The 14,181-nt window shown below is 68.3% G+C and carries 15 protein-coding genes; 10 read left to right on the top strand and 5 right to left on the bottom strand.

The features are described from left to right. Positions 1 to 79: 79 nt before the first annotated feature. Positions 80 to 958: a PhzF family phenazine biosynthesis protein gene (locus Q0907_RS14820; protein ID WP_299346220.1), complete on the top strand. Its 879-nt coding sequence runs from the start codon at positions 80 to 82 to the stop codon at positions 956 to 958. A gap of 30 nt (positions 959 to 988) precedes the next feature. Next, positions 989 to 1,867, top strand: a complete 879-nt coding sequence (locus Q0907_RS14815; protein WP_299346217.1) for a PhzF family phenazine biosynthesis protein — start codon at positions 989 to 991, stop codon at positions 1,865 to 1,867. Between the two features lie 116 nt (positions 1,868 to 1,983). Here the strand turns inward: Q0907_RS14815 and Q0907_RS14810 are convergent, their stop codons facing one another. The 4 genes from Q0907_RS14810 to Q0907_RS14795 all read right to left on the bottom strand — a co-directional run bounded on the left by Q0907_RS14810 (position 1,984) and on the right by Q0907_RS14795 (position 5,692). Then, on the bottom strand, positions 1,984 to 3,618 hold the full coding sequence (locus Q0907_RS14810; protein ID WP_299346215.1) for an amidohydrolase: 1,635 nt from the start codon (positions 3,616 to 3,618) through the stop codon (positions 1,984 to 1,986). A 166-nt stretch (positions 3,619 to 3,784) separates the two neighbouring features. Further along, positions 3,785 to 4,495: a glycine zipper 2TM domain-containing protein gene (locus Q0907_RS14805; protein WP_299346213.1), complete on the bottom strand. Its 711-nt coding sequence runs from the start codon at positions 4,493 to 4,495 to the stop codon at positions 3,785 to 3,787. Between the two features lie 70 nt (positions 4,496 to 4,565). After that, positions 4,566 to 5,261 (bottom strand): alpha/beta fold hydrolase, encoded by a 696-nt coding sequence (locus Q0907_RS14800; RefSeq protein ID WP_299346210.1) that lies wholly within the window; start codon positions 5,259 to 5,261, stop codon positions 4,566 to 4,568. After that, entirely contained in the window at positions 5,258 to 5,692 is a 435-nt protein-coding gene (locus Q0907_RS14795; protein ID WP_056878156.1) for an OsmC family protein, read from the bottom strand. Before Q0907_RS14795 ends, Q0907_RS14800 begins: the two co-directional genes overlap by 4 nt. Before the next feature lie 203 nt (positions 5,693 to 5,895). On the opposite strand from Q0907_RS14795, the gene fusA reads away from it, so the two are divergent. The 8 genes from fusA to Q0907_RS14755 all read left to right on the top strand — a co-directional run bounded on the left by fusA (position 5,896) and on the right by Q0907_RS14755 (position 11,872). After that, positions 5,896 to 7,941 (top strand): elongation factor G, encoded by a 2,046-nt coding sequence (gene fusA, locus Q0907_RS14790; RefSeq protein WP_299346206.1) that lies wholly within the window; start codon positions 5,896 to 5,898, stop codon positions 7,939 to 7,941. A 244-nt stretch (positions 7,942 to 8,185) separates the two neighbouring features. Further along, complete coding sequence (locus Q0907_RS14785) at positions 8,186 to 8,584, top strand: HU family DNA-binding protein (protein ID WP_296278832.1); 399 nt, start codon at positions 8,186 to 8,188, stop codon at positions 8,582 to 8,584. Between the two features lie 135 nt (positions 8,585 to 8,719). Next, positions 8,720 to 9,361, top strand: coding sequence for a tellurite resistance TerB family protein (locus Q0907_RS14780; RefSeq protein ID WP_299346203.1), 642 nt, complete (start codon positions 8,720 to 8,722; stop codon positions 9,359 to 9,361). A 4-nt stretch (positions 9,362 to 9,365) separates the two neighbouring features. Then, positions 9,366 to 9,938: a M23 family metallopeptidase gene (locus Q0907_RS14775; RefSeq protein ID WP_299346200.1), complete on the top strand. Its 573-nt coding sequence runs from the start codon at positions 9,366 to 9,368 to the stop codon at positions 9,936 to 9,938. 107 nt (positions 9,939 to 10,045) lie between these two features. Continuing rightward, on the top strand, positions 10,046 to 10,357 hold the full coding sequence (locus Q0907_RS14770; RefSeq protein ID WP_299346197.1) for a DUF3861 domain-containing protein: 312 nt from the start codon (positions 10,046 to 10,048) through the stop codon (positions 10,355 to 10,357). 25 nt (positions 10,358 to 10,382) lie between these two features. Continuing rightward, the gene (locus tag Q0907_RS14765; RefSeq protein WP_299346195.1) at positions 10,383 to 10,682 is read left to right on the top strand and encodes a helix-hairpin-helix domain-containing protein; all 300 of its coding nucleotides are present in this window, start codon (positions 10,383 to 10,385) and stop codon (positions 10,680 to 10,682) included. Positions 10,683 to 10,735: 53 nt separating this feature from the next. Beyond that, the gene (locus tag Q0907_RS14760; RefSeq protein ID WP_296278837.1) at positions 10,736 to 11,305 is read left to right on the top strand and encodes a DUF1439 domain-containing protein; all 570 of its coding nucleotides are present in this window, start codon (positions 10,736 to 10,738) and stop codon (positions 11,303 to 11,305) included. 9 nt (positions 11,306 to 11,314) lie between these two features. After that, positions 11,315 to 11,872: a hypothetical protein gene (locus tag Q0907_RS14755; protein WP_299346192.1), complete on the top strand. Its 558-nt coding sequence runs from the start codon at positions 11,315 to 11,317 to the stop codon at positions 11,870 to 11,872. Between the two features lie 40 nt (positions 11,873 to 11,912). Here the strand turns inward: Q0907_RS14755 and Q0907_RS14750 are convergent, their stop codons facing one another. Continuing rightward, positions 11,913 to 14,123, bottom strand: coding sequence for a DUF5916 domain-containing protein (locus tag Q0907_RS14750; RefSeq protein ID WP_299346190.1), 2,211 nt, complete (start codon positions 14,121 to 14,123; stop codon positions 11,913 to 11,915). Positions 14,124 to 14,181: the final 58 nt, after the last annotated feature.

Here is a 14,181-nt window from a genome sequence, read left to right as displayed (position 1 = left end):
TGACAGGGAATGCCCGAACCCTTCGGGCGTGAACCGTCGATTCTAGCCCAAGCTCCCGCGCGCGACCGGACCGTACCGCATGCAACGAACCTCACACCGCTATCTGCAGGTCGACGTCTTCGCCGACCGCCCCGGCGCGGGCAATCCGCTGGGCGCCGTACTGGACGCCGGTGGATGGGACACGGCGCGCATGCAGGCGTTCGCCGCCTGGACCAATCTGTCGGAGACGATCTTCTTCCTGTCCCCGACCACCCCAGACTCCAGCTACCGCATCCGCATCTTCACCCCGCGCCAGGAGCTGCCGTTCGCCGGCCATCCCAGCGTGGGCGCGGCATGGGTCGCGCTGCACGCCGGCCTGGTGCCCGCCTCCGCGACGCTGGTGCAGGAATGCGCGGCGGGCCTGCTTCCCGTGCGGGTGGAGGGCGACGGCCTGCAACGCGCGATCCGCCTGCGTGCGCCGCGGGCGCACCCGATGGAGGTCGCTGCCGCCCTGCCCGAGCGCGATGCCGTGCTCGCTCGCTTGCCTGCGGCAGGCCTGCCCGCCGCGCTCTGGAACAACGGCCCCGCCTGGTGGCTGGTGGAACTGCGCGACGCGGCCGCCGTGCGCGCCCTGCAGCCGGACCTGCCGGCGATCGCCGCGCTGGCACAGGCCACGGGTGCGGTCGGGCTGGCCGTCTTCGGCCGCGCCGGCGCGCACGACGATCATGAGCTGGCGGTACGCGCGTTCTGCCCCGCCGACAACATCCCGGAAGATCCGGTCACCGGCAGCGTCAACGCCTGCATCGCGGCCGCGCTGAATGCCGCGGGCACGTTGCCCGGCACTGCGGGCCGCTATCTGGCCAGCCAGGGCCGCGAGCTCGGTCGCGATGGCCGCGTCCACCTGGCGGTGGATGACGAAGGCGAGGTCTGGATCGGCGGTCAGGTGCAGTCGGTCATCGACGGCCAGGTGACTTGGTAAGCTGCGCGGCCCCCACGCGACAACGCCCCCATGACTCTCCGCCGCTACGTCCAGCTGGACGTGTTCGCCGACCGCCCCGGCGCGGGCAATCCGCTGGCCGTCGTCCTCGACGCCGCCGGCCTCGATGATGCCGCCATGCAGGCCATCGCCCGCTGGACGCGCCTGCCGGAAACCACCTTCGTGTTCGCGCCCACCCGACCGGGCGCGAGTTACGCCGTGCGCATGTTTAGTCCACGCCGCGAAGTGCCGTTCGCCGGCCATCCCAGCGTGGGCACCGCGCACGTGGTGCTGGAGGCGGGCCTGGCCACGCCGGTTGGCGGCCTGCTGATGCAGGAAGGCGTCGTGGGTGTGTTGCCGTTGCGTGTCGATGGCGATGGTGCGGACCGCACGATCGCCGTGCGCACGCCACGCGCGACGGTGGTGAAGGAAGGCGATCCCTCGGGCGACCGCCTGCTGGGCGCCGCCCTGGAAGGCCTGTCGCCAGGTGCGCTGCCCGCCGCTCTCGTCGACGGTGGCCGCCGTTGGTGGCTTGCCGAGGTGCGCGACGAAGCCACGCTCCGCGCTGCCTCGCCGGACTGGGATGCGATCAGTGAATTGGCGCGCGCTACCGAGAGCATGGGTGTCTGCGCCTATGCGCGGACGCCGGGCCGCGACTACGACCTGGCCGTGCGCGCTTTCGTCGGCGCGCCCGCCGCCTTCGAGGACGCGGCTTCAGGTGCGGCCAACGCGACGCTGGCCGCCTGGCTGGCGTCGCGCAACGCGTTGCCCGGCCGCGACGGACGCTACGTCGTCAGCCAGGGCCGCGAAGTCGGCTACGACGCGCGCCTGCAGTTGCGCGTGGACCCTGCCGGCGATGTCTGGTCCGGCGGCCATGTGCGCACCATCGTGACCGGCCAGATCGACTGGTAACGATGGCGGCTTCTTGTGGGAGCGACGTCAGTCGCGAAAGCGCAGTCCTTGAATGCGCGAGGCGACCGGGCGCGGTGAGCCGTCGCGACTGACGTCGCTCCCACAGAGGCAAGAACTTACTTCGCCTCGTACACCGGCCTGCCATCCACCCAGGTAGAGCGGACGTGCAGCGCATCGAGCTGTTCGCCCGGCACGGCCAGGGGATCCTCGTCGAGGATGACGAAGTCCGCACGCAGGCCGGGAGCTAGCTTGCCCACCTCCGCCTCGTCGTGCGCCGCCCATGCCGCATCGGCGGTGAAGCCGCGCAGCGCTTCGCCCGCACTCAGGCGCTGATCGGGCATCCAGCCACCCGCGGGCGCATCGTGCCCGTCCTGGCGCGTCACCGCGGCGTGCAGTCCGCGCCGCGGATCGACCGATTCCACTGGAAAATCCGATCCCAGCGCCAGCTTCGCGCCGCTCGCCTGCAGGCGCTGCCACGCATAGGCGCCCTTGATGCGCGTCGGGCCCAGGCGATCCTGCGCCCAGGGCATGTCCGAGGTCGCATGCGTGGGCTGCATCGACGCGATCACGCCCAGTGCGGCGAACCGCGGGAATTCCTCCGGCGCCACCACCTGCGCGTGCTCGATCCGCCAGCGATGGTCGGTCTTCGCAGCATCGCCGAGCACGCGGGTGTACGTGTCCAGCACCAGCCGGTTGCCACGGTCGCCGATCGCATGCGTGGCCACCTGGACGTGGCAGCCGCGCGCCCTGCGCATCGCCGCTTCCAGCGCCGCCGGCTCGGTCACCAGCAGGCCACGGTTGCCGGGATCGTCGCTGTAGTCCTCCAGCAGGGCAGCGCCTCGGCTGCCGAGGGCACCGTCGGCGTACAGCTTCACGCCCCGCATCTGCAGGCGGCCGCCCGCGTGGCGATACGGGCCGTGCGCACACAGATCCGCCAGTGCGTCCCCATTGCCGTCGGCGTAGGTATCGATGCGCAGCGGCAGGCGGCCTTCATCGGCGAACTGCTTCATCAGCGCCAGGTCCTCGCGCGACACACCCATGTCGTGCACGCCCGTCAGGCCATGGCGCACGGCGGCCTGCGTGGCCTTCTCCAGCGCCTGTCGGCGATAGGCCGCATCCGGTGCCGGGACGACGTCATTGACGAGCGACATGGCGGCATCGATGAACACCCCGGTAGGCTTGCCTGCGACGCGCTCGATGCGCCCGCCCTCGGGCTGCCAGTCGCCGTCCAACGGACGCGATGCCTTCGCAGCGACGGCACGCAGCGCCGCGCTGTTGCCCCAGCCCGCATGGCCATCCACGCGCTCGAGCCAGACGGGACGGTCGGGAAACGCCTCATCGAGATCTTCGGCCGTCGGAAAGGCCTTGCCCGGCCAGTCGTTCTGGTCCCAGCCACCGCCCAGTAGCCACGCCCCCGGTGGCAATGACATCTCGAAAGCGCGCAGGCGCGCGATGACCTCGGCCTTGTCCGCCGCATCCACCAGGTCCGCCCGCATCAGTGCGTAGCCCAATCCCATGACGTGGCCGTGCGCGTCGATCAGACCCGGAATCACCGTCTTGCCCGGCGCATCGATGCGTCTCGCGCCGGGATAACGTGCCAGCAGATCACGCGCATCACCGACCGCCAGAATGCGGCCCTGCTCGTCCCATGCCATCGCTTCGACGAGAGGGCGTGCAGGATCCAGGGTATGCACGCGCGCGCCGGTCACCAACTTCACCTGGGCCTGCACGACGCCCGTGCACGCAAGCAAGCCCGCCACCCCCCACGCCAAATGCCGCATATCCCACCCCCGCATTGATCCAGCGCGGGACTATGCGCGGAGTGGGCCGGCACGGCAACGCCCATGGAAAAGGGGCCTCGGCCCCTTCTCGCGACTCTCGCCCGCCTACCACATCGGGCTCACCATACCCGCTCCGTCATTCCGGACGCACGTCGACGCGTACGCGCATGCGATCACCCGGGTGGTAGCCGGTGCGGGTACGGTAGGTACGGCCACCATATTCGTACGTCACGTCGTACCCTGAAACGCGCCCGTCGCGTTCGTAGCGTTCATCGTATCGACCGTCGTTCGCGGGCACCGGATCGCAGACGCGCACCTGCCCGCGCTGCACCTGGCGGTTGCGCTGGCTGTTGTCGTAGATGGAGCGGCCCGCCATGCCGCCGACCATGGAGCCCACCGCCGTGCCGACATAGCGTCCGCTGCCGTCGCCCACCTTGCTGCCCAGTACCGCACCGGCGATACCGCCGATCACGGTGGCCACGGTACGGCCAGCTTCGTTGCCTCCGCTGGATACGCGGCGTTCGCCATAACCGTCCTGTCCGTAAACGTCGCGATAGTCGCCGCTGTCGTAGACATCGCCGTAGTCGCGAGTCCCGTAGACATCGCCACGATAGTCGTCCCGCGCATAGACGTCGTCGGCATCCCGGTAGTAACACTGCTGGGCCGCGCCGCGCGTCTCACGGTAGCCGTTGTCGATGACGGGGTCGACGCGGACCACGCGCGCGTAGTCGTAATAGGGTTCGTCGCCGTAGCGGTCCGTCGTGCCGTAATAGCGCGTGGACTGCGCGGATGCCACGCCGGAAGCGAGCAGACCGATGGCCAGCACGGTGGCGGATAGACGCTTCATGTCGGGTACTCCCCCACGCCGGATTGGCGTGCTGGCATGCTCGGCCGATGCGGGTGAAACATGGCTGAACTCAGCCGGTTTTCGCGGCCCGGTTTAGCCATTCGACAGCTTGCGCGGCAATGCCGGCCGCTTCGCGCCCGAGCAACGGCCCGACATGCGAACCTGAAACCGTTTGCAGCACCTCCACGCCCCACGCGTCGGCCATCGCGCGCGTGATCGCAGGCGGCACGTCGTCGTCATGCGCGGACGCCACGCACAGCGTCGGGCATGCAGGACGTTCCGCCGCGACTCCACTCTGTGCCTTGCGCATCACCACGCCGGATTCGTCGCGCCAATGGCGGAACGCGTACAGCGTCGTTGCGTCGTCCGCCTCGGGCATTGCCCTGCGCGTGCCGGACAATCGCGCGTCGCGCCGCCACGGCACCACATCGGGCCAGTCGCGTGCCGGCATGTCCACGAGCCACGGCGCCGGCGGCAACGGATTCACCAGCACCACCGCATCCGCACCCTCGGCGGCACCCAGGACGAGCAATCCGCCCAAGCTCGCGCCGACCAGCACGCGCGGCCGCGGCAATGCCGCCAACGCCGCGCGCACCTGCGCCTGGTAGTCCTCGATATGCGTGGCCGACACGTTGCCGCGCACGGGCATGAGGTCGGGGGCCGCCACCTGGAAGCCCGCCGCCTCGAACACGCCACGCCACACATTCCATTCCCAGCCGCCACCGCCCGCGCCGTGCACGAACAAGGCGGCCCGCGTGCCCGTCAAAGCAGGGTCGCCTCCAGCGATACCGGCACTGACAGTGCGCGCGAGATCACGCAACCCGCCTTGGCCTGCTGGGCGATCTCTTCGAACTGCGCCGCGCTGATCCCCGGCACGCTCGCCGAGACGGTCAGCTTGATCGCGGTGATCGTCGGGCCCGGGTCCATGCCCGGTTCCATCGTCGCCTCGGCGCGCGTCTGCAGCTTGTCGGGCGTGAAACCCGCCTTGCCGAGCACCGCCGACAACGCCATGGTGAAGCAGCCGGCATGGGCGACCGCCAGCAGTTCTTCCGGATTGGTGCCCTTCTCATCGCCGAAGCGGGTCTTGAACGAATAGTTCTGGCCTTCGAACAGGCCGCTCTGCGGCGTGCTGAGGCTGCCCTTGCCGGACTGCAGATCGCCAGCCCACACCGCATCCGCGTAACGCTTCAAAGCCATGGTCGTGCTCCTCGGGTCAGGGGAAGCGAAGGGTACACCGAGGGATGTTCACACCATGTACCGCAGTGCGACTTGACCCCTCCCCCGCACGCGCGGATGCTGGCTGCCCGCCATGACCGCCCGCCGAGCGCACGCTCACGGGACGCGCTCAGCCCGGACAGCCATGACGGCCCTTCGACCCAACCCACGGGAGGAACGGCCTCATGTCGTACAGCACACAACAGATCCGCAACGTGGCCCTGGCAGGCCACCCCGGCGCCGGCAAAACAACGCTCTTCGAAGCCCTGCTGCATGCCGGCGGCGCCCTCCAGGTGGCAGGCACCATTGAGCGCGGCACGACCGTCTCGGATCACGATCCGATCGAGAAGACGCGTGGCCACTCCATCGACACCGCCATCGCCAGCACCGACCACGGCGGCATGCACGTCAACCTGATCGACACGCCCGGCTATCCGGAATTTCGCGGCCCGGCCCTGTCTGCGTTCTCCGCGGTGGAAACCGCATTGATCGTCGTCGATGCCGACAGCGGCGTCGCCCACGGCACCCGACGGCTGATGGATCGTGCGTCCCAGCGCAACCTCTGCCGCGCCATCGTCATCAACAAGATCGACCAAGAGGGTGCGGACTGCGCCGGCGTGCTCGCTGCGCTGCGCGAGGAGTTCGGCGCCGAAGTGCTGCCGCTCAACCTGCCTGCCGACGGCGGCAAGGCGGTCATCGATTGTTTCTGGCAATCCACCGGCACGTCCGACCTGGGCGATGTCGCCGACTGGCACCAGAAGATCATCGACCAGGTGGTAGAGATCAACGAAACGGTGATGGAGCACTACCTGGACCTGGGCGAAGGCGGCCTGTCGGGCGAAGAACTGCACGATGCCTTCGAACAGTGCCTGCGCGAAGGCCACCTGGTGCCGGTGTGCTTCGCCTCCGCGCGCACGGGCGTGGGCGTGAAGGAACTGCTGGACGTGGCCGAACGCCTGTTCCCGAATCCGGCCGAGGCCAATCCTCCGCCTTTCGTGAAACTCAACGGTACCGGTCCGCAGCCGATCGAGGCCGTGCCCGACCCGCGCGCGCACGTCATCGCCGACGTCTTCAAGATCGTCAACGATCCGTTCGTCGGCAAGCTGGGCATCTTCCGTGTGTACCAGGGGACGCTGAAGAAGGACACGCAGTTGTTCGTCGACGACGGCAAGAAGCCGTTCAAGGTCGGCCATCTGTTCAAGCTCAAGGGCAAGGACCACGTGGAAGTCGACCAGGCCATCCCCGGCGACATCGCCGCCGTGGCCAAGGTCGAGGACCTGCATTTCGACGCCGTGCTCCACGACAGCCACGACGAGGACCACATCCACCTGGCGCCGATCGATTTCCCCAGGCCGATGTTCGGCCTGGCGATCGAAGCCGCCAGCAAGGGCCAGGAACAGAAGCTCTCTCTCGCGCTGCAGAAGCTGGCCGAAGAGGATCCGGCGTTCATCGTCGAACACCAGCCGGAATTGAACGAAACCGTCATCCGAGGCCTCTCCGACCTGCACCTGAGGGTGATGCTGGAGCGGCTGAAGGACCGTCACGGTGTCGCGGTGACGACGCGACCGCCACGCATCGCGTATCGCGAAACCATCGGCGCGAAAGCGGAAGGCCACCATCGCCACAAGAAACAGACCGGCGGCGCGGGGCAGTTCGGGGAAGTCTCGCTGCGCGTCGAGCCCCTGCCCCGGGGCAGCGGATTCGAATTCGTCGACGAAGTGAAAGGCGGCGTCATTCCCGGCCAGTTCCTGCCGGCCGTCGAGAAAGGCGTGCGGCAGGTGCTGGGCAGCGGCGCGCTGGCGGGCTATCCGCTGCAGGACATCCGGGTCGTCGTCCATGACGGCAAGCACCACGCGGTCGACAGCAAGGAAGTCGCCTTCGTCGCGGCCGGGAAGAAGGCCTTCCTCGACGCCATCGCCAAGGCGCGGCCGCAGGTGCTGGAACCGGTGGTCGATCTGGAAGTCGTCGTGCCGGAGGCACAGGTGGGCGACATCACCGGCAGCCTCGCGGGCAAGCGCGCCCGCATCAACGGTACCGACGCGGTGCGCGACGGGATTGTGGTGAAGGCACAGGTGCCGCTGGCGGAACTGGACGGCTATGCGGCCGAGTTGAAGTCCATGACCGCCGGCCAGGGACGCTACAGCCTGGACTTCAGCCACTACGAAGCGGTACCACCGAACGTGCAGCAGAAGCTGGTCGACGCGTACAAGCCGCGCCACGACGACGAGTGAGCCGGGGTGCGTCATGCGGTCGCGGTGGTGGCGACCGTCCTTGCGCATCGACGCATGCGAAAGGTGATTTGGTCATGCCGACAGGCGATTTCCGACACGCGGCGACAGAAAAACACGAAAAAAGCGAAAAAAAAGCGGTTCCGGGGCCTTCCTGCCCTTGGCGGCGCCATTCCTTTGCCCTACATTTCGCTTGCCGATGCGATCGGCCCGATTACCCAACCACTCGACAGTAGAGACAGGACACATGGCAAAGAGCACCAAGAAGGCCGCGCCGAAAAAGGCCGCCAAGAAAGCTGCACCGAAGGCCGCCGCCAAGCCGGCCGCCCCGAAGCCGATCAAGGAAGCGCTGAGCAAGTCGGGCCTCGTCGCCCACATCGCCGAAGCGACCTCCGTGGCCGCCAAGGACGTCCGCGCCGTGCTGGCCTCGCTGGAAAGCGCCGTGCACGCCTCGGTGAACAAGAAGGGCGCGGGCGCCTTCACGTTGCCCGGCCTGCTGAAGATCACGGCCGTCAACGTGCCGGCCAAGCCGAAGCGCAAGGGCATCAACCCGTTCACCAAGGAAGAGCAGTGGTTCGCCGCCAAGCCCGCCACGGTGAAGGTCAAGGTCCGTCCGCTGAAGAAGCTGAAGGACGCTGCCGCCTGATCGCGGCGCACCTCGCGTGACACGAACGGGACGGCCATGCCGTCCCGTTTTTTTTGATGCCGCTGGCCGCCCTTGCGAAGCCCCGTCATCGCCCGCACGTCATCCTTCATCTCCCCACGACAAGGTGCTCCGCGCATGAAGATCCAGGGCTTCCTCGACCATCTGCTGAAATCCTCCAGCGGCAGCGGCAGCGTACTCAACGCCGACTTCGGCAAGGGCGCGATCAGCGGCGGCGCGCTGGGCCTGCTGCTGGGCAAGAACAAGACCACCCGCAAGCTCACCACGTACGGCGGCCTGGCCGCGATCGGCGTGATGGCCTATCGGGCCTATGGGGACTACAAGCGGCAGCAGGGCGGGTTCGCCGCCGGCGCCGGTCCGCAGACCGTGGATCGCCTTCCGCCGCCGCAGGTGGAGCTGCACAGCCGGGCCATCCTCACGGCGCTGGTCGCGGCAGCGAAGGCCGACGGCCACATCGATGCGCGCGAGCGCGACGTGATCGAAGGCGAATTCGCCCGACTCGGCACCGACGGCGATGTACAGCAGTGGTTGCATGCCGAGCTGGAGAAGCCGCTGGATCCGGCGGACGTCGCGCGTGCCGGCAGTACGCCGGAGATCGCGTCGGAGATGTACCTGGCCAGCCTGATGGTCGCCGACGAACAGAGTTTCATGGAGCGCGCCTATCTGGATGAGCTGGCGAAGCAGCTGAAGCTGGATGCGTCGCTGAAGGCGCAGCTGGAACGCCAGCTGGCGCAGATGCAGTCCTCTCCGCAGGGCTGATCGCATGGTGCGGCCCGCCGCGCGGCGCCTGAGGCGCTTGGCCTGGACGCTGTTGTCGCTGGCCGTGCTGGCGATGCTGCTGGCGTGGGCATGGGGCCGGCCTTTCATGGCCCCTGCCCGCATGCTGTGGGATATCTCGAGGGCGCCCGCGCCGACCGCGTTGCCCGTTCCCGTCGAGGGAGTGCGGGCGCGACAGGTGGCCGACACGTTCGGCGCGCCGCGCGGCGGCGACCGTACCCATCAGGGCGTGGATATCTTCGCCAGGCGCGGCACGCCTGTCGTCAGCGCGACGCGCGGGATCGTGGTGTCGATCCGCGATGGCGGACTGGGGGGCAAGCAGGTGTGGGTGCTCGGCCCGGGACGCGAGCGCCACTACTACGCGCACCTGGACGACTGGGCGCCCGGCCTGGCCGACGGCCAGGTCGTGCAGCCAGGTGACGTGCTGGGGTTCGTCGGCACGACCGGCAATGCGCGAGGCACGCCACCGCACCTCCATTACGGCATCTATGGCGCCGCTGGCGCTTACGATCCGCTCCCGCTGTTCACGGCAGGCGCGGCCACCGCGACCGTCGACTGAACCGCCGCGCCGCCGGGCGGAACAGTCCATCGCGGGGGCGACTCTCGTTACCCACGGCGTGTGGGCCTATCTTTGATTCGTCCCCGACGCGTGCCTGTACCGCTGCCATGCCCAACGACTCCCACCGCTATCGCATCACCGTCACGCCGATCGAGGGCGATGGCCAGCCCTCCCCCGGCCGCTGCACCATCGAATTCGAGCATGGCTGCCACGACGACTGGATGCGCATCCTCGAGAACGTCCAGCGCCAGCGCGGCCTCAGTGGCGACGAACGCGCCGCACTGGTCGTCGGCACGAAGCTGCTCAGCGGACTGATGCTCGACCACCGCAAGGATGCCGACGACCTGTTCGCCCCCCTGCGTCCACACATGGGCACGTTCATCGCCGCGCTGAAGACGCGCAGCCGGGACGGCAGCTGACCTTCCCCTGCGGCAGTCCATAGCGATGAAAGCCCGCAGCGCCGACGACGCCCACCGGCTCGAGAACCTCCCGAACATCGGGCCGTCCATCGCGGGCGACCTGCGCGGCATCGGCATCCTCGGCCCCGGCGACCTGGTCGGCCAGGATCCGTACGCGCTCTACCAGCGGGTGAACGAGGCGACGGGCCAGCGCCATGATCCCTGTCTGTGCGACTGCTTCATCGCGGCGGTGCGCTTCATGGAAGGCAGTGGCCCTCTACCCTGGTGGCACTACACCGCCGAGCGCAAACAGCGATTCCGCAACGACCCTGCACTCGCCGGTTAGCCGTCGGACAGGCGGTTACGGCTAAGGTGCGGCGACCCGTCACGGAGCTTTCCATGCGCACCCGCCGCCGCTTCCTGGTCGCCGCCTTCGCCGCCACCGCCACGCTCGCCCTCTCGGGCTGCGAAACCCTCAATGCAGTCACTGGCCTGTTCGGCAACCAGATCAACTTCACCCAGCCGCAGCTGCAGCGCTACCTCAACCAGAGCTTCCCGCGCGAGTTCGACAAGCTGGGGGGACTGGTCTCGGCCACGCTGACCAATCCGCGCCTGAGCATTCCGTCGGGCGATGACCGCCTCCGGCTGGACTTCGACATCGGCGTCAGTGCGCTCGGCGCCCGCGATGTCAGCCGTGGCCACTTCGCGCTCGCCAGCCGACTACGCTATGACCCCGCGACGCGCGGGCTGCACCTGGACAATCCCGAAATCCTGTCGGTCGACGTGCCGGGGTCGGGTTCGCTGATGTCCGGCGGTACGCGCCAACTGGTCAACACCGTGCTGGCCGAATACGCGCGCAGCGAGCCGGTCTACCGCATCGACAACGACATCCTGCAGCGCCTGCCCGCCAGCAAGCGCATCGGCAGCACCCTGATCGAGGATGGCCGCGTGGTCATCCACCTGCAGTGAGGCAGCACGATGAAGACCCTGATCCCCCGTATCGCCCTGCTCTGCGCACTCGCGCTGCCCTCTCTTGCCGGAGCGGACAACGCCGGCACGCTCCGCTTCGACGCCACCCAGCTGCAGGCGGCCGCCCGCGCCGGCTTTCCTGTGGAGCATGCACTGCTCGAAGGTTTCGCCTCCCTGACCCTGACCGATCCGCAAGTGCGCATCCCCGTCCCGGGTGAGCGCCTGCAGTTGCAGATGGACTATGACGTCGGCCTGGCCAATGGCGACCGGCTCGAGAACGGCAACGTGGTGGTCAGCAGCGGACTGCGGTACGACCCCGACACCCGGGGCCTGCACCTGGTCGATCCCCGCATCGAACACATCGGCACCGGCGCGGCAGGCCGCGGTCTGCCGGGCGGCTCGCGCGAGGCGTTGCAGGAGCTGGTCGGCGAGTACGCGCGCACGCGGCCGCTCTACACCCTCACCGCCGAGGATCTCGCCCAGGCACCCGGCCCGCTGGATGCGGACTCGCTGCGGATCCGAGACGGTCACGTGGAACTGAAACTGGCCCCGCCCGTCACTCGCTGAGCGCGACAGACGCTGCGTACCGCCGTCGGGCGGTGCGCGCTCAGATCTCGAAGCGGTAACTCAGCTTGACCACCAGTTGCTCGTCGTCGCGCAAGCGCAGGCTGTCCTGCAGCAGGCCGCCCACGTCGTCGGTTCCGGTACGCTGATCGTAGCCACCACGCGCGTAGACCACGTAGAGGTACGAAAGCGGCGCCAGCTCGTAGCGGTAGCGGATCTGGAACCCGAGGTTGCGCACGCTGAAGTCGTCCACCGTATCGGACGCGGCCAGCGCATGGCCCAGCGCATCGAAGCGCCACGCATCCCGTACGCGGGCATCCAGCGCGATCGCCTGCATCTTCACGCGCAGTTCGTGGCGGTCCGACATCACCCAGTCCAGCCCCGCGTCGAGGCTGACCTGGCGGCGCCGGAAACCGCCGACCAGGTCTTCGCGCTGCCAGACCAGCCAGTCGGGGGTGTACAGCGCATAGAAGCCGCCGTAGAGGCTGAAAGCGTCGTTGATGAAGTACGTACCGGTATAACCCACGCCGCCGCCCAGCTTGCGGTTGCCCGCCAGGCCACCGCTGACGATCTCCATCTCCGTCTCGTGCGCCCAGTCGCCCTTGCGCGGCCGCTCGTACTCGAAGTAGGTGTTGAAGTTCGCCGGCAGCCGGATCACGCCATTGCCGCGCAGCACGGTATCGGCCAGTCCCGCGCTGTTGACGTTGATCTGCGCATATTCGTAGCTGCCGTTGCGCAGCTGGCCCTCGCGGCTCATGCGGAACTGGTCATTGAGCTTGTCGCCATGGTTGTTGTGGCTGCTGCTGACGCGCCAGCGCCAATCCTTGGAGGCGTAACGCGAGTCCGCCGGCATGTCGGTGAAGCGTTTGCGCACTTCCCAATGCAGGTAATTGGTGCTGTTGCGCGACAGGTAGCCGAAGTCGTTGAGCTGCAGATCGTTGCCGAAGTGCATGGCGATCCATTGCTGGCGCCAGCCGTGGTCCATTTCGTAGTCGGCCCATACCGTCGCACCGACATCGCCGGTATCGCTGCCGGCCTGGTCGATGCGGCTGCCCAGCAGGCGCGTACGGATGTTCCAGCGCGCGCTTGGGCGCCAGTTGTGGTCCACGCCCAGCACGGTGGCCTCGCGATCGCGCGAAGGATCGTCGACGCGGGTCAGCATCGCGCCGAGGTTCTGGCTCTCGAAGTCGCGTACCAGCCGCACCGCGTGGTAGCTGCGTCCGGTTGCGCCGTCCTCGTCGGCGGAGAACAGCCCGTAGTTGGCCTGGCCCAGGCTGCCGTTCAATTTCACCGCCGCGACGATGTCGCCGGTGCTGCCCACGCGGCGCGTATAGAGCTGCTGGCTGTCGTCCGACGGCGTGGTCAGTTCGAAAATGCCCTGGTTCTCGGTGAAGAACGGGCGCTTGTCGCTGATGAAGGTTTCGGTGGCGCTGAAGTTGACCACCAGGTCGTCTGCTTCGACCTGGCCGAAATCCGGCTTCAGCGTCGCGGTGAGCTGGAAGCGGCCATTCGGTTTCCAGAACAGATCGGCACCGGCATTCAGGTCGCCCCGCCCGCCGACGTTGTCGTACAGGCCGGAGACATAGGGCGTGATCGCCAGCAGCGACTGGTCGTAGCGGGCAACCGTGACCGGTGCGAAATCGGACAGGAAGCGCGGCCGCTCGAAACTCGCCTGCGGCCAGGCCATGCGCTCGCCGGTCGCGCCGATCACGCGGGCAAGGAAGACTTTCAGCGTGCGCTGGCCGTCGGTGCCGTCGCGCATCGGCGCGGTATGCCAAGGGACCAGCAGTTCCACAGACCAGCCCTGCTCGTCTTCAGCCACCGCGTGGCGCCACTGACCGTCCCAGTCGTCGCTGAACTGGTTCTCGTTGGTGATGATCTCGTCGGCGATGCCGTCAGTCGAGCTGACGGTAAAGGCATATCCCGTCCGGCCATCGCCATCGAAATCGATGAAGGCGTTCACGCGGTCGACCTGTTCGTCGAAGTCGCGTTGCACCTTCTGCCGCGTGCGCGGAACACTGGAGGGATGCGTGGCCCGGAAGGCAATGGCGAGACCATCGGGCGTGGCCAGGATCCATGCCTCCGTCGCGAGCGAGCCCGGCTCGCCGGTCAGTGGCTGGGTCTTGCGGAAGTCGGTGACGTGGCGTGCTTCCTGCCATTCGGCAGGATCGATGCGGCCGTCGATCTCGACGGCATGGGCAAGGCTGCACGGCAGGGCCAGCGCGAGCAGGCCGGCGAATCGGGTCAGGGTCATGGCAGGCGGGTGGTGGTCCGGTGCGCGCACGTTAGCGGCGGGAAACACGGGCCACACC

It is taken from the genome of uncultured Pseudoxanthomonas sp. (genome assembly GCF_947498795.1).
In the GTDB taxonomy this organism is placed as follows: Bacteria; Pseudomonadota; Gammaproteobacteria; order Xanthomonadales; family Xanthomonadaceae; genus Pseudoxanthomonas_A.
This window is presented reverse-complemented; position numbering and strand designations above follow the sequence as displayed.

Bases quoted from the DNA above. Each gene is read 5' to 3' on its own strand.
- Q0907_RS14805 (WP_299346213.1), bottom strand. From the start codon at position 4,495: ATGAAGCGTCTATCCGCCACCGTGCTGGCCATCGGTCTGCTCGCTTCC.
- Q0907_RS14755 (WP_299346192.1), top strand. From the start codon at position 11,315: ATGAAGACCCTGATCCCCCGTATCGCCCTGCTCTGCGCACTCGCGCTG.
- Q0907_RS14795 (WP_056878156.1), bottom strand. From the start codon at position 5,692: ATGGCTTTGAAGCGTTACGCGGATGCGGTGTGGGCTGGCGATCTGCAG.
- Q0907_RS14760 (WP_296278837.1), top strand. From the start codon at position 10,736: ATGCGCACCCGCCGCCGCTTCCTGGTCGCCGCCTTCGCCGCCACCGCC.
- Q0907_RS14765 (WP_299346195.1), top strand. From the start codon at position 10,383: ATGAAAGCCCGCAGCGCCGACGACGCCCACCGGCTCGAGAACCTCCCG.
- fusA (WP_299346206.1), top strand. From the start codon at position 5,896: ATGTCGTACAGCACACAACAGATCCGCAACGTGGCCCTGGCAGGCCAC.
- Q0907_RS14820 (WP_299346220.1), top strand. From the start codon at position 80: ATGCAACGAACCTCACACCGCTATCTGCAGGTCGACGTCTTCGCCGAC.
- Q0907_RS14780 (WP_299346203.1), top strand. From the start codon at position 8,720: ATGAAGATCCAGGGCTTCCTCGACCATCTGCTGAAATCCTCCAGCGGC.
- Q0907_RS14770 (WP_299346197.1), top strand. From the start codon at position 10,046: ATGCCCAACGACTCCCACCGCTATCGCATCACCGTCACGCCGATCGAG.
- Q0907_RS14815 (WP_299346217.1), top strand. From the start codon at position 989: ATGACTCTCCGCCGCTACGTCCAGCTGGACGTGTTCGCCGACCGCCCC.
- Q0907_RS14775 (WP_299346200.1), top strand. From the start codon at position 9,366: ATGGTGCGGCCCGCCGCGCGGCGCCTGAGGCGCTTGGCCTGGACGCTG.
- Q0907_RS14750 (WP_299346190.1), bottom strand. From the start codon at position 14,123: ATGACCCTGACCCGATTCGCCGGCCTGCTCGCGCTGGCCCTGCCGTGC.
- Q0907_RS14785 (WP_296278832.1), top strand. From the start codon at position 8,186: ATGGCAAAGAGCACCAAGAAGGCCGCGCCGAAAAAGGCCGCCAAGAAA.